At 48.3% G+C, this 22,499-nt stretch carries 14 protein-coding genes; 3 read left to right on the top strand and 11 right to left on the bottom strand.

Translation table 11 applies throughout. The annotated features are described in order from the left end of the window. Nucleotides 1-100 precede the first annotated feature (100 nt). The 9 genes from B7990_RS03450 to lysS all read right to left on the bottom strand — a co-directional run bounded on the left by B7990_RS03450 (nt 101) and on the right by lysS (nt 9,348). A complete protein-coding gene (locus B7990_RS03450; protein WP_088639626.1) occupies nt 101-1,045 on the bottom strand; it encodes a hypothetical protein in 945 nt (314 codons plus the stop codon). Nucleotides 1,046-1,274: 229 nt separating this feature from the next. Beyond that, nucleotides 1,275-1,508 (bottom strand): hypothetical protein, encoded by a 234-nt coding sequence (locus B7990_RS03445; RefSeq protein ID WP_088639625.1) that lies wholly within the window; start codon nt 1,506-1,508, stop codon nt 1,275-1,277. A 1-nt stretch (nt 1,509) separates the two neighbouring features. Next, nucleotides 1,510-1,980: a DUF4423 domain-containing protein gene (locus B7990_RS03440; protein WP_254917299.1), complete on the bottom strand. Its 471-nt coding sequence runs from the start codon at nt 1,978-1,980 to the stop codon at nt 1,510-1,512. Between the two features lie 179 nt (nt 1,981-2,159). Then, the gene (locus B7990_RS03435) at nt 2,160-2,756 is read right to left on the bottom strand and encodes a nucleoside monophosphate kinase (RefSeq protein WP_014547240.1); all 597 of its coding nucleotides are present in this window, start codon (nt 2,754-2,756) and stop codon (nt 2,160-2,162) included. Nucleotides 2,757-2,926: 170 nt separating this feature from the next. Further along, a complete protein-coding gene (locus B7990_RS03430) occupies nt 2,927-5,443 on the bottom strand; it encodes an ATP-dependent Clp protease ATP-binding subunit (RefSeq protein ID WP_088639624.1) in 2,517 nt (838 codons plus the stop codon). 14 nt (nt 5,444-5,457) lie between these two features. Next, a complete protein-coding gene (locus tag B7990_RS03425; RefSeq protein WP_088639623.1) occupies nt 5,458-6,138 on the bottom strand; it encodes an ABC transporter ATP-binding protein in 681 nt (226 codons plus the stop codon). Then, the gene (locus tag B7990_RS03420) at nt 6,131-7,378 is read right to left on the bottom strand and encodes an FtsX-like permease family protein (protein ID WP_088639622.1); all 1,248 of its coding nucleotides are present in this window, start codon (nt 7,376-7,378) and stop codon (nt 6,131-6,133) included. Before B7990_RS03420 ends, B7990_RS03425 begins: the two co-directional genes overlap by 8 nt. A gap of 36 nt (nt 7,379-7,414) precedes the next feature. Beyond that, entirely contained in the window at nt 7,415-7,786 is a 372-nt protein-coding gene (locus B7990_RS03415; RefSeq protein ID WP_088639621.1) for a four helix bundle protein, read from the bottom strand. Between the two features lie 56 nt (nt 7,787-7,842). Continuing rightward, a complete protein-coding gene (gene lysS, locus B7990_RS03410) occupies nt 7,843-9,348 on the bottom strand; it encodes a lysine--tRNA ligase (protein ID WP_088639620.1) in 1,506 nt (501 codons plus the stop codon). Between the two features lie 512 nt (nt 9,349-9,860). On the opposite strand from lysS, the gene B7990_RS03400 reads away from it, so the two are divergent. Then, entirely contained in the window at nt 9,861-12,455 is a 2,595-nt protein-coding gene (locus tag B7990_RS03400; RefSeq protein ID WP_088639618.1) for an ATP-binding protein, read from the top strand. A gap of 466 nt (nt 12,456-12,921) precedes the next feature. Further along, the gene (locus tag B7990_RS14810; RefSeq protein WP_097019790.1) at nt 12,922-13,332 is read left to right on the top strand and encodes a helix-turn-helix transcriptional regulator; all 411 of its coding nucleotides are present in this window, start codon (nt 12,922-12,924) and stop codon (nt 13,330-13,332) included. Between the two features lie 178 nt (nt 13,333-13,510). On the opposite strand, the gene B7990_RS03385 is transcribed toward B7990_RS14810, so the two are convergent. Continuing rightward, nucleotides 13,511-15,076, bottom strand: a complete 1,566-nt coding sequence (locus tag B7990_RS03385; protein ID WP_088629577.1) for a peptide chain release factor 3 — start codon at nt 15,074-15,076, stop codon at nt 13,511-13,513. A gap of 252 nt (nt 15,077-15,328) precedes the next feature. Here B7990_RS03385 and B7990_RS03380 point away from each other — a divergent pair, with 252 nt between their 5' ends. Then, entirely contained in the window at nt 15,329-15,874 is a 546-nt protein-coding gene (locus B7990_RS03380) for a DNA-deoxyinosine glycosylase (RefSeq protein ID WP_088639616.1), read from the top strand. Nucleotides 15,875-16,011: 137 nt separating this feature from the next. On the opposite strand, the gene B7990_RS03375 is transcribed toward B7990_RS03380, so the two are convergent. Beyond that, nucleotides 16,012-22,425, bottom strand: coding sequence for an Ig-like domain-containing protein (locus tag B7990_RS03375; protein WP_088639615.1), 6,414 nt, complete (start codon nt 22,423-22,425; stop codon nt 16,012-16,014). Nucleotides 22,426-22,499: the final 74 nt, after the last annotated feature.

Below are 22,499 nucleotides of genomic sequence, written 5' to 3'. Positions count from 1 at the left end.
TAATTGCAAAAGATTTGCCACTGGTTTATCGCCAGTGGCTTTCTTTATACAAAACGGCTCCCCGAAGGGAGCCTATTTTTTATGAACGAAGTTCCATCAATTAATCTTGAGCGCCATTATCATCAGGAACGCCGACATCTGGCGATAAATGGTCCCTGCAAGCCTTCAATTCGATATCGTAGAGCGTTTGCTTATCAAACGTCGTGCTAGAAGAAGCGATGTTCAAGTAAGCATCAGCAGAGCAGTAGTGGATACCGTTGAAATCGGCAAAGTTCTTGGAAACGCATTCAATATGCGACATCGGATAAATCGAGTATTTCATATTGACATAACGGCCATCTTCCGGGTCTGGGAACAGAAGCTTTTTCATGGGAATCGAATCGCCCTTAATATCTTCATCCTTATAGAAATAGCTCCATTCATCATCGTCCATGGTAAAGCTACATTTCGTCAGCACATTAAAAGTGACTTTTTCGAAACTGCCGCCATCGACAGCGGCCTTGCAAGCTTTCTGAACGGAATTGAAGAACTCTTCGCGGGAAATGGTCGCAAAGAAGTCCTTCTGAGTCGTAGTCGTCACTTCGACAACGGTATTTCCATCGCTATCGCAGGTACGCCCGCCAGCAAAGACTCCATCATCAGATTTATAAGTAGCTTCAGGATCAATGCTGCACATCATGCTTGTCATGCTGCCCGTGTACCGGACAGAATCACGAATAACGAGATCTTTGCCGCTAATTTCATAGACGGTCGTAATTTTTGCATTATTCTTGCTATCGCTACCCTTATACGAAACGGTCCAGGCATCATCCGTTGCAACAAAAGAGCAAGGTTTTGCTTCTTCAACTGAAGAACTCGAAGGAGTTTCGGCAACGCTCGAAGAGCTTGCTACATCAGAACTAGATGCCGGAGAGGACTTAACAGAGCTTGAAGATTCCGGATCGCTCGGATTTTCAGGCCCGTTCGGAGAGGAACTTTCGCCGCACGCCATAAAGCACATGGCCACAGATATTGAAAGGCCAAGACCGATCTTTTTATAATTCATATAAAACTCCTTTATGTTATTTATGTAACATAATATATAAAGTTTATATACAAAAAACAACTATAAAAATAGTGACCGAAGCTCAATATATTAAAGTCATATTCCAAATCGGCTTCAGTCTCATGCATAGATTCAATCACGAATCGCAAGCCTTTTAAATGAGCAAACTTTCCCGAATATTCAATACAAAGTCCATTCAAATCACTCAAATCTGCACTTTGGACATGACCTAAAGAATCTTTACCCGCAAAGTAGAGTTCCACATTTCGCCATCCCAGCAATCCTGCGATGAATCCGCAGACTTTCCCCTTTGGCTGCATAGCACCATTGAACGGGGAACTATTACATTGTCAGGATTTACCATATTCGGGACATTCGTCGATCCCGAAATCGATGCATTGTCGGAACATGCCGCAAAGAGAAGCGTTCCGAGAGCAAATAAAGTATAGAGCTTTTTATTCATATTAAGCCTCCTCATCTTTTTTTAATTTCCAGGTCATCTGGAACAGTTGCACATTCAAATAATAGATTTGATCGACATCTTCTGTTTCCGAAGCCATTGCAACAATCTTTTTGCGTAACGCATCGATTTCTTGAGCAATACGTTCGTAACATTCGCGGTTGACCGTAAGGGTCACGCTTGACACGCTGCGATCTTGCGGTTCAAATCGTTCGATGGATTCACTGGCAAGTCGCAACATTTGGCGTTGCATAGAGTGTACGGCATAGGCCAAGCCTTCCTTTGACGCGGTCACGTTCTTTTCGGTCTCACGATACGAGCCGTCCGCACCTTTTTTCAGTTTAGCAATCTGACGCATTTCTTTCCAATACGGCATTTTGGCATCATCACCCTTGGCATTGCAAAAATTGACAAGCGCCTTAAAGTAGTCCGCTTCAAAACCCGCAAGCCCCATTGCCGAAATCATACGGTTCATCGACACTCGACTCAAGTTGCTCTAGCCTTCGCTCACAAGCCGCAAGTAAGTCGGTGAAGAAAGCCCCGCCAATTTCGCGATGTCAAATTTAAAGATTTTTCGTATATGACTCACCCACACAAAAAAAAAACACCCTGCCGCGGGGCAAGGTGCATTCTGAACAAATTTCAGTGAACGGATTAGGCGTTCTTCGTGAAGTCCACGTAAGCCTTGAGCACGTCGAGGAAGACTTCGTCCGGAGTGTTGTCACCAACGATGTGGCTGATGATCTTCGGATCGTACTTTTCGAGAACCTTAGCGGTGGATTCCTTGTAAACCTTGAGACGGTTCTTGATGACGTTTTCGTCAGCGTCGTCCTTACGGCCTTCGATCTTGGCGCGGTTGAGAAGGCGAGCAACGATAGTAGCTTCGTCCTTGATGTCGAGAACGAAGATGTGCTTCACGTCAACGATCGGCTTGATGAGATCGACCTGGGCAACCGTGCGAGGAATACCGTCGAGGAGGAGGGTGTCCTTTTCCGGGTTGAGCTTGTTCGTGTTCACGAGGCCTTCGACAAAGCGACCGAAGATTTCAACGGTAGCTTCGTCCGGGACGAGGAGGCCCTTGCTGGAGTAAGAAGCAAGGAGCTTGCCGGATTCGCTAGACGGAGCGATGCCACGGAAGATGTCGCCCGTGGAGAGGTGCTTGAGAGCGGTCGTTGCAGCGAGCTTTGCGCCCACAGTGCCCTTGCCAGAACCCGGAGCACCGAAGATAAGAACAGCAGAAATCTGAGACATTTATAACCTCATAGGTTGATTGTTAATTTTCGCGACAAATATAGAAAAATTAGGGTATGGGCGCGGGGCTTACGCCCCTTTGAGGTATGGGCTATGGGCTATTGTAATAAGAAAAGCCCAAAGCGGAGTGTGCTCAGAGGCACAACGTGCCGACCTCATAGCCCATAGCTCTAAGATTTTATTTTCTCACATTTAAAAGAAAGCTTGCCGTTTTCGACGCCCACGGAAATCGTGGAAAAGTCCGTCATCGTTCCGAGCAAAAGCCCTTCGGCGATTTCGTCTTCCACCAGATTCTGGATCGAGCGACGGATCGGACGTGCACCCAGCGAAGAATCGTAATTGTGGTTTACAACAAATTCCTTTGCCTCCTGACTCATTTCCAAGAGGATTCCGCGATCGGAAAGATTCTTCTGCAAGAATCCCATCTGGATGTCCACGACAGAAACGAGGTCATGCTTGGAAAGCGCACGGAACACGATTTGCTCGTCCACGCGGTTCAGGAATTCCGGAGAGAACACACGCTTGACTTCTTCTCGAATGGCGGTTTCCATGCGTTCGTAATCGTCAGTCTCGCCCATCTTGGTAAAGCCCATGCCACTGCTATGGCGGACTTCGCGGGCACCGGCGTTACTCGTCATGATGATAATCGTATTCTTGAAGTTGATCTTGCGACCATAGCTATCGGTCAAGATGCCATCGTCCAAAATCTGGAGAAGCAAGTTGTAAATATCCGGATGAGCCTTTTCAATTTCATCGAGCAGCACCACAGAATAAGGATGCTTGCGCACCTTTTCGCTCAGCTGGCCACCGCCATCTTCGAAGCCCACGTATCCCGGAGGCGCACCAATCAAGCGGCTCACGCTATGCTTTTCCATGTATTCGCTCATGTCGATACGGATAAGCGAATCTTCACTTCCAAAAAGTTCCTTGCTGAGGACCTTCGCCAATTCGGTCTTACCGACACCCGTCGGACCAAGGAACAAGAAGCTACCCATCGGACGCTTGTTGTTGCGGATGCCTGCACGGCTACGGCGGATGGACTTCACAATCGCATCTACCGCCTGATCCTGGCCAATCACGCGCTGCTTGATTTCATCACCGAGATGCAAAAGCTTTTTCGCTTCTTCACCACCGAGCCTGCGGACAGGGATTCCCGTCATCTTGCTGATGACATCGCGAATCACGTTCTCATCGACAATCGGCGTTTCAGAGACCTCGTTCTGAAGCTGCTTTTTGCGTTCAGCAATGCTATTCTGCAATTCTTCTTCGCGGGCGCGGAACTTCGCAGCAGAGGCGTAATCCTGATTGGCGACAGCTTCTTCCTTTTTCTGGAGGCATTCGCCAAGCTCGTCTTCCATGTTCTGCAAGTCCTGCGGAATCTTGATGGAATTCAGGCGTACGCGAGCGCCCGCTTCATCGAGCACGTCAATTGCCTTGTCCGGCAAGAAGCGCTCGTTGATATAGCGCTCGCCAAGTTCAACAGCAGCTCGCACCGCATCTGGCGTATAACGCACATTATGATGTTGTTCATACTTCGGGCGAAGTCCATCGAGAATCTGGATGGAATCTTCAACCGTCGGCGGATTTACGACAATCGTCTGGAAGCGGCGTTCAAGAGCCGGGTCCTTTTCGATGTACTTGCGGTATTCGTCAAAAGTCGTTGCGCCAATGCACTGGAGTTCACCACGAGCAAGAGCGGGCTTGAATATGTTCGAAGCATCGAGGCTGCCTTCGGAACCGCCTGCGCCCACAATCGTATGGAGTTCATCAATAAAGAGGATCACGGAATTGCCGACGCGCTGGAGTTCCATGATGAGCCCCTTCACGCGTTCTTCGAACTGGCCACGGTACTTTGTACCCGCCACCATTGCGGCAACGTCAAGCGTCACCACGCGCTTGTTCGCGAGCAAATCCGGGATTTTGCGCTGCACAATCTTTTGTGCAAGCCCTTCAATAATTGCAGTCTTGCCCACGCCCGGTTCGCCAATGAGCGCCGGGTTGTTCTTTTTACGACGGCAAAGAATCTGGATCAAACGTTCAATTTCTTCTTCACGACCAATAATCGGGTCGAGCTTGCCTGCGCGAGCCATTGCCGTGAGGTCACGACCGAAATGTTCGAGAATCGGCGTCTTGGAGCGGGACTGCGGAGATGCCTGACGCGTCTGCGTATAACGCTCACGAGGTTCCTCTTCAGGCTGACCCTCATCCATCGGCTGACCATCAGCCTGATGCTTTATTTGCATCAGCATTTCCTGATAGTTTTCAAACGTCACGTTGTACGTCGAAAGCGTTGCCGCAGCCGGAGAATCAGTCTGTTGCAAAATGGCAAGCATCAAATGTTCAGGACCAATAAACTGAACACCTTCCTCTTTTGCAATCTTGGCAGCATTGTAAAGAACCGCCTTGCACTGTGGAGTAAAAGTCAGAAGGCCGCCATGAGCATCCCCTCCAACAGTCATCAGACCGCCACTTGTGCTAAGCGCACGTTGGATCGTTTCGCTCAAATCCGTCAGATTCACCTTCAAGGCTTTCAATGTTTCAGAAGCAAAGCCCGAATCTTCGCGAACTAAACCAAATAATAAATGTTCAACTGTAACGCTATCGCTCCCTAGATTACGGGCCGCAATTCGTGCCGCCTGAAGCGCGGCTTTTGCCTTAGCTGAAAAAATACCGTTGATATCTGCCATAAATTACCTTCCGCCTACTCCGCATTCTGAATAACGCCATTATGCATAATCACACGACGTTTGGCAAACTGCGCAAGCTTTTCATCGTGCGTCACAATCAAGAACGCCTGATGGAACTTTTCGTTGAGTTCACCAAAGAGTTCGTTCAATTTCATCGAATTTGCCTCGTCCAGGTTGCCACTCGGCTCGTCCGCGAATACAAGCGACGGATTGTTCATGAGAGCGCGCGCAATTGCAATTCGCTGGCGTTCACCGCCCGAAAGTTCACGCGGCAAATGCTTGAGGCGTTCCTTGAGGCCAACCGTTTCCAAGAGCATCTCGGCGCGTTCACGGCATTCCTTTTCGGGAGTCCCGAGAATGCGGCCCGGCACACAGACATTTTCGAGCGCCGTAAATTCAGTGAGCAAATGATGGAACTGGAAAACAAATCCCACATGCGAACGGTGGTACATATCGCGCTCTTCGCTATTGAACTTACTAAGCGGCTTTCCCTTAAACAAAATTTCGCCCGAAGTCGGCGTATCGAGCATTCCAACCAAATTCAAGAAAGTCGATTTACCGGAACCCGACGAACCCGTGAGCGCCACAAGCTCGCCCGCGTCCATCGAGAAGTTCACGCCCTTAAGGATTTCAAGTTCTTCACCCGTCTCGGAGAAAACCCTGCGAAGGTCAACAGTTTGCAATAAACTACTCATGTCTAATCGCCCCCACAGGATCCAAACGGCTTGCCTTCCATGCCGGCAAAAGCGTCGCGGACACGCACAAAACAATACCAATCACAAAAATCAAAATCACGTCAATCGCATGCACCGAAATCGGGAAATACGGAATCACGTACACATCGCCCGGAAGCTTAATGAAGTGGTAGGCCTCCTGCAACTTGCAAAGCACAAGACCAATAGTCCCTCCCACAACGGTACCGCCCACGCCAATGAAACTGCCCATCAGCATGAACACGCGCATGACGCCCGCCTTGCTAAAGCCCATACTGCGCAAGATGCCGATTTCCTTTGTCTTGTCGATCACGACCATGATAAGCGAACTGATGATGTTGAACGCCGCCACGAGAATGATCAGGCAAATCACCGCCGCCACAATGAACTTTTCATAATTCATCCACTTGAGGAGCGTGATGTTCTTGGACTTCCAATCCATTCCGTAGTACGGATAAGAGAGCCAAGTCGCCATGCTATCGACCGCCTCGCCTGCTTTCCAGTGATCCTTGATGCGGAACTGGATGCCAGTCACGGTGTTCCCCATGCCAAGCAGTTTCTGCAAATCCGAAATGCCGACATACGCAAGGTTACCATCATATTCGTAAGTGCCCGTCTCGAAGATGCCACTCACCACACACATCATCATCTTCGGGCCGCCCGAACTCATCGCCTCGTCCGGACTCTGGAACGTCTGCAACACGAGTTTGTCACCAACGACAACGCGCAAGCGCGCCGCAAGTCCAGTCCCGAGAATAATTCCCGGACGGAGCTTGCCGCTCATATCTTCCAAACTATCGACAGAGTAACTTCCCCACTTGATGTACTTGTGGATGTCCGTCACTCCCTTGGCCGTAGCCGGATCAATGCCGTAAATGACAATGCCGTCGTTCACCTTCTTGGAGCTGATGCCCACCTTGTAAACGATAAATGGCGACGAAGCGACAACGTCAGGCACACGAGCATGAACCTCTTTAGTCAAGCTATCGTACGGACCAATCGGATTGCCATTGTACGCCATCAGTTCAAAGTGAGCATCTTTCCCAATCATCTGGGCCGTGACCTCTTCTTCGAAACCGTTGACCGCCGCAAGCGCCACCACCAGCGCAAACACGCCAATGGAAACGCCGAGCATACTGAAAATACCAATAAGCGAAACGAAGAGACTCTTACGTTGAGCCCCCAAGTAACGCCAAGCAATGAGAAGTTCGAGTTTGTTCATAGGAAGTAGGAAGTAGGAAGTAGGAAGTAGGAAGACCTACTCCAGATTTTTCTGACTTCCGATTTTTCTCCTTAGAGCCGTTAGCATTTTACCAATATCATCAAGGGACTTTTTTATAGGTTCCGTATCTGTTGTTTTTAACAAATTGACTCGTTCACTTAATATAAGTTGCGTTTCCAATTCAGATTTTGAACCAAGAGCAATTCCAAGAAAATGAGAAAACTCATTTTTTGATTTACGACCTTCACCTTCAGCAATATTACTAGCAATAGAGACTGCGGCACGGCGCATTTGAGACGTCAAACCAAACATTTCTTCTTTTGGAAAAGAACTTGTTAGACGATAGGTTTCAACAGCGACATCCATTGCTTGTTGCCAAACAACGAAATCTCGATATCCTTGAGTCATAATCTTGCTCCTGCAATTTACTGTCTACTTCCTACCGTCTACTGTCTACTGCGAAGCTAAACTTCCGGCTTCATGAGCGGGAAGAGCTGCACGTCGCGGATGGTCTGCTGGTTCGTGAGGAGCATAACCATGCGGTCGATGCCAAAGCCCACGCCGCCCGTCGGCGGAAGACCGCTTTCCACAGCATGCATGAAGTTTTCGTCCATCGGGTGGGTTTCACCTTCACCACCACGGCCACGACGCACCTGGTCTTCCAAGAGTTCGCGCTGGCGGATCGGGTCGTTAAGTTCGGTATAAGCGTTACCGAGTTCCCAGCCGTTGGCATACGGTTCGAACTGTTCGATGAGGCCTGCAATCGTGCGGTGCTTCTTGCAGAGCGGCGTGCTTTCGGTCGGCATATCCTTGATGATCGTCGGCTGGATGAGCTTGCCTTCCACCGTGAGATCGAAGAGTTCCAAGATGCCACGGCCACGAGTAAATTCACCATCGAGGTGACCGCCGAGTTCTTCCATCTTGGCCTTGATTTCGTCGTCGCTCATGTCGTTGACCTTAATGCCACCGAACTTTTCAATGGCTTCGATCATGCTGTAACGCGGCCACGGAGCCTTGAAGTCGATTTCCTTGCCCTGGTAGTTGATCTTGGTCGTACCGTTAGCGGCAATGCAGGCGCGTTCGTAAATGTTTTCGAAGTGGACCATCATGTCGTTGTAGTCGGCGTAGGCTTCGTAAAATTCGAGGCCAGTGAATTCCGGGCTATGCGTACGGTCCATACCTTCGTTGCGGAAGTTCTTGCAGAACTCGAAAACCTTTTCCATACCGCCGATGATGCAGCGCTTGAGGTAAAGTTCCGGAGCAACACGCAAGTAAAGCGTCATGTCGCAAGCGTTGTGGTGCGTCGTAAACGGACGAGCGTTTGCACCACCGTAAATCGGCTGCAGCGTCGGGGTTTCAACTTCGATGAATCCCTTTTCGATGAGGTATTCACGGATAGCCTGCATGATCTTGGAACGCTTGATGAAGACTTCCTTCACGTCATCGTTCAAGGCCATGTCGATATAGCGCTGGCGGTAGCGGGTATCCACGTCGGCAAATTCGTTGAACACGACCTTGTTGCCGTTTTCGTCAACCTTTTCCTTGGCGACCGGGAGCGGGCGCACAGCCTTCGAAAGCATCGTGACCTTTTCGGCACGCACAGAGTATTCACCGCTCTGCGTTTCGAACATCGTACCGTTCACACCGATGAAGTCACCGAGGTCGGTCATCTTCACGATTTCGTAGTTTTCTTCGCCCACTTCGTCACGGGCAACCACAACCTGCAAGCGGCCATAGCGGTCCTTGAGGTGCATAAAGCACATTTTACCCTTGCGATTGAAACGCACAACGCGGCCGGCAAATGCAACCGGTTCCTTGGTCACCATCAAGGCTTCCTTGTTTTCCTTCAAAACCTTGGAATCATGGGTCCTGTTAAACTTGTGCGGATAAGCATCCACACCCATTTCCTTGAACTTGTCGAGCTTAGCCAAGCGAGCCATCACCTGGTCATTCATATCTTGCATTGCCATATTGTATTACCTCGTGAATATATCACGTCTTAAATTTGAACGGGGTAAAGATAGCTTTTTAGTAGACAGTAGGAAGTAGGAAGTAGGAAGTTCGCGGCCTTAAAAAAGAACAGACAGACCATTTTTGCCGGTTTTATGGTACCAAAACGCCATTCTCGGCCAATTTGGTAACACAGGCAACGCTACAAAGACTCAAAAACGCCTCATTCTAATTAATTTATATAGAAAGCATGATGTCAAAAAACACTTTTTCCAGCTTTTGGTAGCACTTTTTCGCATTTTCGGGATTTTGAGTCGATCAAAGAGCAGCAAACAACCCCTAATTATCAAATCCGATATCAAAAGTGAATATATATACAAACACCAGGCCCCACCTCCAGCAACGGATAGATAAAACACCACTCATTTGCAAATTGTCATGGAAATAATTATGAATAATTTGGCTATATTTTAAATGTAAATTAACGGTGTACTTTACCATCAAAAAAATCCTCCTGCATAGAGGTTCTTACATGGATTACGACTATAAGACATCAAAATTATGGAATGAAACTCTTGGTTTAACTAATGATGCAAACCAAGATAAAATCAATATACTACAAGCATCCTTTATCCAAACAAGAGAGCGAATTGCAGAGTTTCTTGGCAAAATACCATCTTTATTTCCGGGATATACCGTACATAATATATCGCATTCAGACGCATTATGGCAAATGACGGACATCATTTTAACAGATTCTGAAATTAAAATAAATCCTGTTGAAGCTTATGTTCTAGGCTGTTCTTTTTTATTTCATGATTTAGGAATGAGTCCCGCTATTTATAATGATTACTCTTCATTAAGGGAGACCGATTTGTGGAAAGATACCTACGCATATTTCATTAGGGAAACACACGCACAAGATGAAGCCCAACGAAAAGCTGATGAAGAAACTATTCGGAAACAGCACACCCTAAATGCAAAGGAATTACCCTTGTTCCGTTTCGAAGCTGAAAAGGGATTTAAAAAAGAGTACGCGTATCTTATTGAAAATCCTGATTTGAGAGAATCTTTTGGAAGTACTATTGGAGAAATTGCAGCAAGCCATGGTTTAGCCATGGATGAAATCGAAAAAGAGACTCTTAATGAAGAGATTTCTCCGTCTGGATTTCCGTCACAATGGAAATTGAGTCCATTAAAATTGGCTTGCATTCTTAGAATCGCCGACGCCATTCACATTACGGCCGACAGAACGCCCTATATTTTATGGTTTACGCAAAAATTAAACAATCAATCTCGTCTTCATTGGAATTTTCATTCTAAATTGCACAATCCCTCAGTTCAAAAAGGTCAATTAGTTTACATATCAAATTCAGCTTTCTCAAAATCCGAACGAGATAGTTGGTGGTTGTGTCACGACACGCTTAAAATGATAAATCAAGAACTCCGCGATGTCGACTTGCTATTTTCAAGATTAAACATTGAACCTTTAGGAGCCTATTGCGTAAAAGATATTGATTCACCGAAAGCTCTATCAACACATATTAAGGTCGATGGATGGACTCCTGTTGACATCCAAATGAAAGTGACAAACGTGTCTAGCCTCGTTCAATCGTTAGGTGGTGTAGCCCTATATGGCGACAACCAACTCGTTCCCTTAAGAGAAATGGTTCAGAACGCATCAGATGCAATTCGAGCACGTCGCAAAATGGATAACGAGGACGAATCTTGGGGTGATATCAACATTACCATAGATACAAGCTCAGAAGAACCATTTATTGAAGTTGAGGACACGGGAATTGGCATGTCAGAAAAGGTGTTAGCAGGACCTTTTCTTGATTTCGGGACCTCTTTTTGGCATTCAAGTTTAATGCGAGATGAACTCCCTGGATTAGAAAATTCGGGTTTTCAATCAACAGGGCATTTTGGGATAGGCTTTTACTCTGTTTTTATGTTAGGAGACAAGGTTACTGTAACCACACGAAGATATGATGAACATCGTGAAGACACTAGGGTTCTTGAATTTACAGCAGGATCTAAATCAAGGCCTTTATTAAGACGGGCTGAACAAAATGAATATATAAAAAACGGGGGTACAAAAATACGCGTACACCTAAAGGATCCTTCAAAATTAAGCGATGAACTTGCAGAAACAAAAGTCCCTATAGATTCTTATATAGCAAGTTTATTTTCATGCATGGATTGTAATATATACTTAACAACAAACATGACTAGTAAAAAAAAGATTATAAGCGCAAATGACTGGAAAACAATGGATCCATTTGATTTTCTTAAAAGGATACACGCGAATAATAAAAGAAAATATTATCACTTTGGTGATAAAGAAATCAATGATGCTTACTTAAAAGAAATCAGTTCTAGGGTAAGATTAGTAAAAAATCAAAAAGGAGACATCCTTGGTAGAGGATGTCTTGATGCAAACGTTGATGGATTCTTAACTGTTGGGGGGATAGCCGCCGGTAATACAAGGCGTTATATGGGCGTTTTAACGGCAACCTGTCATGAAGCAAATAGATATAGAGCATACCCATGTATTTCTGAAAGTGATTTCAAAAAATGGATTGAGGAGCAAGTAGAAATATTATCTGAAGACCTATCTTGGGAAAAAGATGATCCAGATTTCCAGATCGCATCTGTAGTACATGCTTTTTGTGCCAATACAAAGAATTTACACGTAGCATACTATAAGGGCAAACCAGTCAATTACAACGATATAAAACAAATAATCAATACCACAGCTTATAACAAGTATGTTATTTTTCAAAAAACAATGACTGACATTTTAGAAGAACACAATATTGTTTATAGTGACAATACATTCTGGAGTGTCTCTTTCATTCCCTATATTCTGAGATCTAGCAATTTTAGGATGTTAAGAACTTTTAATCGACATGATTATTTTCCGATTTACAAAGAAACCATGATTCTATCAACTATTATAGCAAAAGCATGTGCGGAAGTTTGGCAAGAAGACGTCAATCTCATAACGAAAGAAAGCACCATTGATCAACCAATTAAGGAAGTTGTCGGAACCATTTCTGGAAAAGAAATCATTGAAGCATGTGATTATGTCATAACAAAGTCACCGAAAGAAGCGCCCAATTAAATATTTTCCTTCTTTACCAAACAACTTTTGACATTTTCTAACAAAATGGGAATGTATATTTAATGGTGTAGTAATCTTGCGTTTTTTTTACTTGTAACGCAAAGGAGTTGATGATGAAGGAAGTGAAGAAAAGCCCATAAGATTGTTGATGGAACCAGGTTGCAAATTGTGACCGGTTCCATTTTTGTAATACGGAGGTTGACGAGTAATAAAAAGTAATATATATTTATTATGTACAATATTTTAATGTCGAGAAGGGTCTCTCGGGCTGTTTCAGCAATGCCCCAAAAACAACAAGAAAAACTGGCGTTGCTTGTTGACGACATACGGATGAACGGCCCCGTCAGAACAAATTGGCCAAATTACGGAATATTGGCAGGAACGTCTACTCATCATTGTCACCTATCCCACAAATGGGTGGCGTGTTGGGTTGAAACGGAAAAAGGAATAACTGTGGAGGTTACTTATGCAGGCAGTCGTGGAAGCGCCCCCTATGCAGAACACTGATGAACCGGTGTCTTTCAAAGTTTCGGGCAAGAATATTCCGAAACCAGTCATTGCCTTTTTGGACGCGCTGTTCCCCGATTCCGTCCGTATCGAAGACGACGATGACGTTCTCGAGCCAGTGGAAGAAATGGATTGGTACAAGAAGGCGAAAAAAAATATAAATCCAGCCAAGACGCTGAAAATAATGCGCATAAACGCAGGACTTACGCAAGCGCAGTTGGCACAAAAAGTTGGTCTCGCAAAACAAAATTATAATTCGCTTGAACGAGGAGCCAGGCCCATTTCTATGCTCATGTCAAAGAAGTTAGCCGATGCGCTCGGGACATCTTATTTGATGTTTTTCCGTGAAAATAAAAGTCGTTCGCCTTAAATCTGTCGCAATTTTTTTTACACCAATAAAAAACGACGACTTAACTAAAAGTTGTCGTTAAAAAAGGTGATTCCCGCTTACATCGACTCCGCTCAGCACAGGCTCCGGCGGGAATGACAAAAGCATAACCAAGAAACGATCTCTTCCTACTTCCTACCGTCTACTTCCTACTTCCCCACTACCCCTGAGAGGTTTCGGCGAAGCTCAGGCGTTCGTAATTCTTGAGCGCAAGATTCAGGCGGTACTCATTCGGGAAGAGGCATACAAGATTGCGTTCCTTATCCATCATGCAGTCGCCGGCATATTCTTCGGCGAACTTGCCCACGTCAGCTTCGGGGCCTTTCACCCAGCGGATGCAATGGGCGGGCACACGGTCGAGCTGCACATCGGCGCCGTATTCGCTCTGCAAACGGAATTTGAGCACGTCGAACTGGAGTTCACCCACAACGCCCACGACAGGCACAGCAGACTTGAGCGGTTCATAGAGCTGCGTTGCACCTTCTTCCGAAAGTTCGGCAAGGCCCTTCGCCATCTGCTTAGACTTGAGCGGATTCAAGAGCGTCACGCGGGCAAAGTGTTCCGGCGCAAAGTCCGGGATACCCGTAAAGTTCATCTTTTCGCCGTCCGTAAGCGTATCGCCAATGCGGAAAAGTCCCGGATCGTTGATACCCACGATATCACCTGCCCAGGCGTGGTCAATGACTTCCTTGTCCTTTGCGAGGAAAGCGGTCGGAGCGGCCAAGCGGATGTCGCGGCCCGTACGCACGTGGAACACCTTTTCGCCACGGGTAAAGCTACCCGAGCAAATGCGGAGGAATGCAGTGCGGTCGCGGTGTTTCGGGTCCATGTTGGCCTGAATCTTGAAGACGAATGCGCTGAAAGCGTCTTCGTCCGGCTTGACCGGGCGCTTGTCGGTGTCGCGGATCATCGGCGGCGGAGCGAGTTTTGCAAAAGCGTTCAAAAGCTGGCGCACACCGAAGTTGTTCACTGCAGAACCGAAGAACACCGGGCACATTTCGCCCTTGAGGAACTTTTCGTGGTCGAACGGATCCATACCGCCTGTGACCATTTCATACTCTTCGCGGAATTGCGCGACCCAGTTTTCACCGCAGAGTTCAACGAGACGCGGATCGTCCGGGCCTTCCATCTGGATAATTTCTTGCTTGCCATCATCCGGGTTGAACGTGTGGAACGTATTTTCGGCGATGGAATAGACGCCCTTGAAAAGCTTACCGACGCCAATCGGGAGCGTAAACGGAGCGGTCTTAATCTGCAAAACGCTTTCAATCTGGTCGAGCAAGTCGAGCACATGGCGGCCATCCAAGTCCATCTTGTTGATGAACGTGATAATCGGCGTATGGCGCATACGGCAGACATTCATCAAGCGAATCGTCTGCTTTTCAACACCGTTCACGCTATCGATAAGCACGAGAGCGGCGTCCACGGCGGTGAGCGCACGGTACGTGTCTTCGCAGAAGTCCTGATGCCCCGGGGTATCGACGAGGTTGAACATGCAACCTTCGAACGGGAAGTTCAACACTGAACTCGAAACAGAAATACCACGCTGCTGTTCAATCTTCATCCAGTCACTAACAGTGTAGCTCTTGTTGGCCTTCGCGCGCACGTGACCAGCCTCGCGAATCACATTCCCGTACCACAGGAACTTTTCGGTGATGGTGGTTTTACCGGCGTCAGGGTGGCTGACAATAGCGAAAGTGCGGCGTTTTTCAATTTCTGGATTCATATTGAGCTATGGGGTATGAGGTCGTTCGCCTTCGGCGCCCTCTGAGGTATGAGAATTGTGTCATCCTGAGCGGAAACGCAGTGAAGTCGAAGGATCCATAAGAATGTTAATTTTACGCGGGCAAATATAGCAATTTTAAGTGGTAAGTTCAATGTTAGGGAGGTGTGAGGTGTGAGCGTTGAGCATCGTCATTCTGACACCGTAGGTGGAAGAATCCAGTAAATAAAAAAATTAAATTACATTCTAGAAGTTATGGCAACAAAAAAGACTCTCGCAAAAACATCCAAGAACACGCGGACGATCGTCACGCATGAGTTTCCCGCACTTTTCGACGATAATTCGGAAGTTCTTTTGCTCGGATCCATCCCCTCGCCCAAATCGCGCGAACAGGGATTCTATTACGGCCATCCGCAAAACCGTTTCTGGAAAGTTCTCGCAAGCGTCTTAAACGAGCCTCTCCCTGCGACCATCGACGAGAAAAAAGCGATGCTTTTGAAGCACCACATCGCCCTTTGGGACGTTCTCGACAGTTGCACCATCATCGGGGCAAGCGACACAAGCATTGAAGATGTGGTTCCCAACGACATCGCCTCGCTCCTCGCTCAAACGAAAATCAAGCGCATCTTTTGCACAGGCGCCACCGCCCACAAGCTCTACGAAAAGTACTGCGAAAAAGCAACCGGCATCAAGGCCGTAAAACTACCCTCCACCTCCCCCGCCAACTGCGCCGTCAAATTCGAGAAGCTCGTGGAAGCATACCGAGAAATTATGGGTCCCCTTCGCTCCGCTCGAGGATGACCGTTCAAGGGGGGGGGCGATTCTCGCCGCAGAAAGCCACACACCACTTCCTACCGCCTACTTCTAACTTCCTACTAAATGCAAAAAACGCCCCGCGGTTTTAACCACGAGGCGCTCTTCATTTTACAAGGAAAAACTTATTTCTTTTTCTTGTTCGCGCTATTGCCGCGGACATCCTTCGGCTTGAACTGGACATTGATTTCCACGTTCGTCACCTTGGAACCGAGTCCAGACGGGTCAAACACCTTGTACGTAAATTCATCAATTCCAGAGAAGCCCTTGTTCGGGGTGTATTCAAAGGAACCGTTCTTTTCATTCAAGACGATTCGACCGTTGCGCGGCTTCATCACAGTCTTCACAGATTCGAGCCTATCGCCATCCGGGTCCTTAGCGGCAGACATGAGGCCTGTATATGCCGGGACCTTGAGCGTTTCGCCTTCGCGAGTCTGGTAAGAAAGCGGCTTAGTTTCAGGAGCATTGTTCACGGCAATCACCGTGAATGTAGCTGTCTTATGGGCCGTTGCACCTTCCGGGTCTGTAACCGTGAACGTGATGCGTTCCGGCTTGCCCTTCCAATGAGAGTACGGCTGAGCCACAATCACAGTCTTCTTGGCCTTGTCGTAGGTCACCTGCAACTGCTTCTGACCCGTGAACTTCCACTTGAGATCGTCGAAGTTGTGGTCCTTATCGCGAGCGTACTGGTCAAGCTTAATCGTTGCAATCACGCCTTCATTCTGATTTTCCCTGATGGTATAGTCAGGAATGTCGCGCATCACCGGAGCCGCATTCACATGCTTCACGACGAACTTCACAACAGACTTATCCGTACCACCAGCCGGGTCCGTAGCCGTAAAGACGAGCGTTTCGTCACCGAACCAGTTGTCTCTTCTCGGCTTGATTTCCGCAACGCGATTAGCGTTGATTCTCACGTCAAGATTCTTGGCGCCAGTAACCTTCCAACGAATTTCGCTGTTCTTATGGTCCGGGTCGCTAACAAAGTCATCCAAGTTAATCGGCTTGAACGCCTTGCCTTCGAGAGTCGTCTGTCCCGGAATTTCCTTCACCACAGGAACGTCGTTCACGGACTTCACCGTAAAGCGCACTTCAGTAGAAGCCTTTTCCTTGCTCGGGTCAAACACGTTGATCGTCACCGTTTCACTACCATTCCAGTACTTGTTCGGGATTTCAACAGTGAGGATACCCTTGTCGCTAATGTTGTACTTGAGTTCATGCTTTCCGAACTTCGGAGCAGGCTCTTCTTCAACATGCTTCTTTTTCTTCTTGTCCTTTTTCTTGTCCTTCTTCTTGGACTTTGCAGGAGCAGCGGCAAACGGATTTTCGCCATCGATAGACCACTTGAGTTCATCGACGCTGTTGTCCGGGTCCGTCACAAACTTGGTCAAGTCAATAGCCGGGAAGGTCTTCTTTTCATCGATGACCTGCGGCGGGATCGGCTTAAACTTCGGAGGATCGTTCACCGGGATCACTTCGAATGTAGCCTTGGCAGACTGCTTGTCGCCAGCCGGATCCATCACCGTGAACGTAAGCGTTTCCTTGCCAAACCAGTTCGGGTTCGGAGTCGTCACGCTGGCGCGGCCGTTCTTGATATCGACAACGAGATCCTTGTTGCCAGAAACAGTCCACTTGAGCTCATTCGGCTTGTTATCCGGGTCATTCACGATCTTTGCAAGATCAACCGGAGTAAATCTTTCTTTTTCCTTGATCTTCTGATTGCCGATTTCCTTCGTAATCACAGGAGGATCGTTCACAGGAGTCACTTCAAAGTCAATCTGCTGAGAAGCCCTAGCGCCTTCCGGGTCGGTCACGTCGAGACGGATCTTTTCAGAGCCGTTCCAGTACTTGTCCGGAGTGGTCACCACGAGCTGCTTCTTTGCATTGATTGTCGCCTTGAGAGCGCGAGTCGGAGCGATTTCAAATTTCAAGGAACTTGTCGGATGGTCCGGGTCAGATACAAACTTCGTCAAGTCAATCGGTTCAAAGTGTTCCTTTTCCTTGATGGTCTGGGCCAAAATCGGTCTGATAACCGGAGCGTCATTCACAGATTCCACTGCAAAATTCACAGTCTTGGAGTCCGTTGCTCCATCCGGATCCTTCACCGTGAACACGACATTGCGTTCACCATGCCAGTACTTGTCGGCAATGTTTATATGAGCGAGGCCACCCTTATAGATCACGACACTGAAGGCATCCTTGACAACTTCTTCTTCCTCGTCGTCGTCATCCTTCTTACCCTTCTTGCCCTTTTTGCTCTTCTTGGCCTGTTCAGATTCCGGCTTTTGCACCTTGACAGCCCAGGAAAGCTGTTCCATGGAGTTATCCGGGTCGCGCACAAACTTGCTCAAGTCGATATCCTTGAACTGTCCCTTTTCACGGATTTTCTGCGGCGGAATGTCCCTCAAGACCGGAGGATCGTTCACAGACACAATTTCAAACGAAATCGTCTGGGAAGTCTTGGCACCATCCGGGTCGCTCACTTCGAGCATCATCAGTTCTGGTGTGCACCAGAAATCCTTGTTCGGAGCCGTCACCGTAAGTACGCGGCTTGCAGAGATTTCAGCCTTGAGCTGCTTGGCACCCGTGATTCTCCAGCGGAGTTCATTCGGCTTGTTGTCCGGGTCCTTCACGAATTCGTCAAGCTTGATCTGCTTGAAGGTTTCCTTTTCCTTGATCTTCTGGTCCGGGATTCTCTTTACGAACGTAGGAGGATCGTTCACACGTGTCACTTCAAAGAGCATCTTGTGGCGAGCGTAAGCGCCTTCCGGGTCCGTCACGGAGAACGTGAGGTTTTCCTTACCGCTCCACTGCTTGTCCGGGACAGAGATAATCACGGTGTTGTCCTTGCGGATATCCACCTTGAGGTCACGATTGCCAGAAACTTCCCACTTCAAGGAAGATGCTGGATGATCCGGGTCTTCGGCGAGAGTCGAAAGGTCGATCGTCTTGAAACGGCCACCTTCGAGAATCGTTTCGCCCGTCGGAGCGTTAGCAGCAATCACCGGAGCATCGTTCACGGAGCGCACTTCAAAGCGAGCCGTCTTGCTTGCAGAAGCGCCTTCCGGGTCCGTTGCCGTAAACGTGATGTTTGCAGCGCCGTGCCAGTACTTGTTCGGGATGACAATGTTAGCCACCTGGTTTGCATCCACGTTCACGCGGAGCATTTCACCAGCCGGTTCTTCGTCATCCTTCTTGCCTTTCTTCTTGGAAGAAGCCTGGCTAATCGGGCTTACCTTGAACGTCCACTTGAGATCGCTAATCTTGTGGTCCGCATCCTTCACGAAGTCAGCAAGCTTGATCGGCTGGAACTGCTTCTTTTCGTCAATCGACTGGTCGCGGAGGTCACGTACAAATTCCGGAGCATCGTTCACAGAAAGCACGGTAAATGTCACTTCCTTGCTATCCGAGGCGCCATCCGGGTCCGTCACCGTGAAGCGGATCTTTTCAGAACCGTTCCAGCTTGCGTTCGGCGGAGTCACGGTCACCTTATGCGTTGCATCCATCGTCACGCGGAGATCCTTGTTGCCTTCGATCTTCCACTTGAGGCGATTCTTGGCATGGTCAAGGTCTTCAACGTAATTGTCAAGTTCAATCGGCTTGAACGATTCCTTTTCCTTGACAGTCTGACTTGCAATTTCCTTCATGACCGGCGGGTCGTTCACGGAGACAACGGTAAATGTTGCCGTCGTGCGGGCCTTAGCACCAGACGGGTCCGTCACGGTGAACGTCACCTTTTCGGAACCGTTCCACATCTTGTTCGGGGTCTTGACGGTCACGACGCCCGCCTTGGACATATCGACCTTGAGGTCCTTATTGCCCGTAAAGTCAATCTTCAGGCTTTCAAAACGGTCATCCGGGTCAGACACGAGTTCAGACACGTTGAACGGAGTGAATTCACCCTTTTCCTGAATGGTCTGGTCTACGACCTGCTTGATTTCCGGGAGGTCGTTCACGGATTCCACAGTGAAGAGTGCAGAAGAAGAAGCCTTGGCACCTTCCGGGTCCGTCACCGTAAACGTAATTTCTTCAGCGCCATTCCAGAACTTGTTCGGAATAACAATCTTTGCAACCTTCTGATCATCAATTTCGACCTTGAGTTCAGAATCTCTCTTCTTGGAACCGGCAGCCGGCTTGCTAGAGACAGAGAACGTGAGTTCAGAAAGCTTGTTATCCAAGTCCTTCACAAGATCAGCAAGCTTAATCGGCTGGAACTGGCCCTTTTCGCGAATCGTCTGCGGCATGACCTGCTTCACGAACATCGGAACGTCGTTCACGGATTCCACCGTGAAGTTCGCCGTGCGTTCATCGCAAGCGTTATCCGGGTCGCAAACCTTGAACGTCAGAGCTTCGGCACCGTGCCACTGCGGAGACGGCGGAGTGATACGTGCAACATGGGCAGCATCCATAGCGACCTTGAGTTCCTTGTTGCCCGTAATCGTCCACTTGAGGCGATTCTTGGCATGGTCAAGGTCTTCAACAAAATTATCAAGTTCAATCGGCTGGAATTCGCCCTTTTCCTTGATGGTCTGTTCGCGAATGTCCTTCATGACCGGCGGGTCGTTGATCGCCTTGACCGTAAACTTGGCAGAAGTCGATGCACGAGCGCCTTCCGGGTCCGTAGCCGTAAACATCAACGTTTCGGTGCCATTCCACTGGTCGTGCGGGATCTTCACAGAAACTTCATGGGATCTGTTATCGATATTGACCTTGAGATCCCTGTTGCCCGTCACTTCAACCTTGAGCTTGGAGAAGTCATGGTCAGCATCGCTCAGGTAGTCATCTAGAATAAACGAAGTAAATTCGTTCTTTTCTTCGATAGCCTGGTCCGGGATTTTCTTGAATACCGGCGGATCGTTCACAGAGCGCACGTTAAGGGCGACATCCTGCTTTGCAGAACCGCCTTCCGGGTCCGTCACGGTGAATGTAGCAACCGTGTTGCCATTCCAGCTCGGGTCCGGGATTTCAACAGTGGCGACATGCTGGTCATCAATCGTCACATTGAGCGTACCCATTTCCGGCATCGGGCCCTGGTGCTTGACTTCGACATCCCAGGAAAGTTCGGAATTCTTGTGGTCTTCGTCCTTGACGAAGTCATCAAGCTTGATCTTTGTGAACTGCTGCTTTTCGTTGATGTTCTGTGCCGGAATCGGGCGAATAAACTTCGGCAAGTCGTTCACGGAGTTGACCGTAAACATGGCTTCGCAATCTGCAGAAGCGCCTTCCGGGTCCGTAGCCTTGAACTTGATGGATTCAGAGCCATTCCAAAGCTTGTTCGGAATGCGAATCGTAGCAACGCCGCCAGAAACAGAGACTTTCAAGTCCTTGGCACCCGAGACAGCCCACTTCAGCATTTCGATGCGGTGGTCAGGATCCTTCACGTACTGTCCAAGCTGGATCGGTGCAAATTCCTGCTTTTCGTCAATCGTCTGGTCAGGAATGTTCTGAACAAACTCAGGAGCATCGTTAATGGAGTTCACCTTGAAGAGCACGTCCTGCTTTGCAGAAGCGCCGGCAGCGTCCGTCACGGTAAACGTCACGCGTTCCTGACCGTTCCAGTATTCATTCGGGATGGTCACGATGGCAGAGCCGTAATTATCGATTTCGATCTTCAAGTCCTTGTTACCCGTCACCGACCACTTGAGCTTCATGACATCGTCATCCGGGTCCGTAACATAGTCCGCAAGGGATATCATGTCGAACTGGTTCTTTTCATCAATAACCTGGTCCGGGATTTTCTTCGTGAATGCCGGAGGGTCATTCACCGGAGTAACCGTAAATGCGGCCGTCTTGTTGTCGCTACCGTAATCCGGGTCATTGGCAATAAACTTGATTGTGGCAGCGCCATACCAATGAGCATCAGGGACGACGACTGTCGCTACACGGTTTCCGTCAATCGTCACGGACAGGTCGCCATCAGCCTGGGGACCACCAGCCGGGATAACTTCCGTATCCCAGGAGATCTGGTCCTTCTTATGGTCCGGGTCGTTCACAAAGTCGTCCAGACGGATCTTTGCAAACTGTTTGCCTTCCGTAATGACCTGGCTCGGGATCTGCGAAACCACTGGCGGGTTATTCACGGATTCAACCGTAAAGTTCACCGTTTCAGAAGCAGAAGCGCCCTTGGAGTCCGTTGCCGTAAAGGTCAAGTCTTCCGAACCGTTCCAAAGCGGATTCGGAGTCGCAATTTCAACAGTATGGTCGGGAGCAATCGAAACCTTCAAATTCTTGTTGCCGCTCACCTTCCAACGGATCTGCGAGGGCTGGTCAGAATCGTCAGATACAAAATTGTCGAGTTTAATCTTCGAAAAAGTTCCGCCTTCCAGGATGGATTCGCCTGGAATGCCGCCAACTTGAGGGGGTTCGTTCGCCGGAGCAGGTTCAACAGCCGGGGCGGGTTCGCTCACAGGAGCAGCTGCAGGCGCGGGAGCATCTTGTGGAGCCGGGGCCGCAGGTGCAGGATTTTGCGCAAACGATGACGTTGCAATCACACTAGCAGAAGCAAGCAAGGTCGTCATGGACCTTTTCAGTTTATTCATTTTATTTCTCCGAATACCATACACGCAATCAAAATTTCCCTATGAAATTTATCACACGTCCTTAAAACGTATTT

This window comes from Fibrobacter sp. UWB4 (assembly GCF_002210345.1).
Lineage (GTDB): Bacteria > Fibrobacterota > Fibrobacteria > Fibrobacterales > Fibrobacteraceae > Fibrobacter.
Note: the sequence above shows the minus strand (reverse complement) of the source record. Positions and strands in the feature narration are given on the sequence as shown.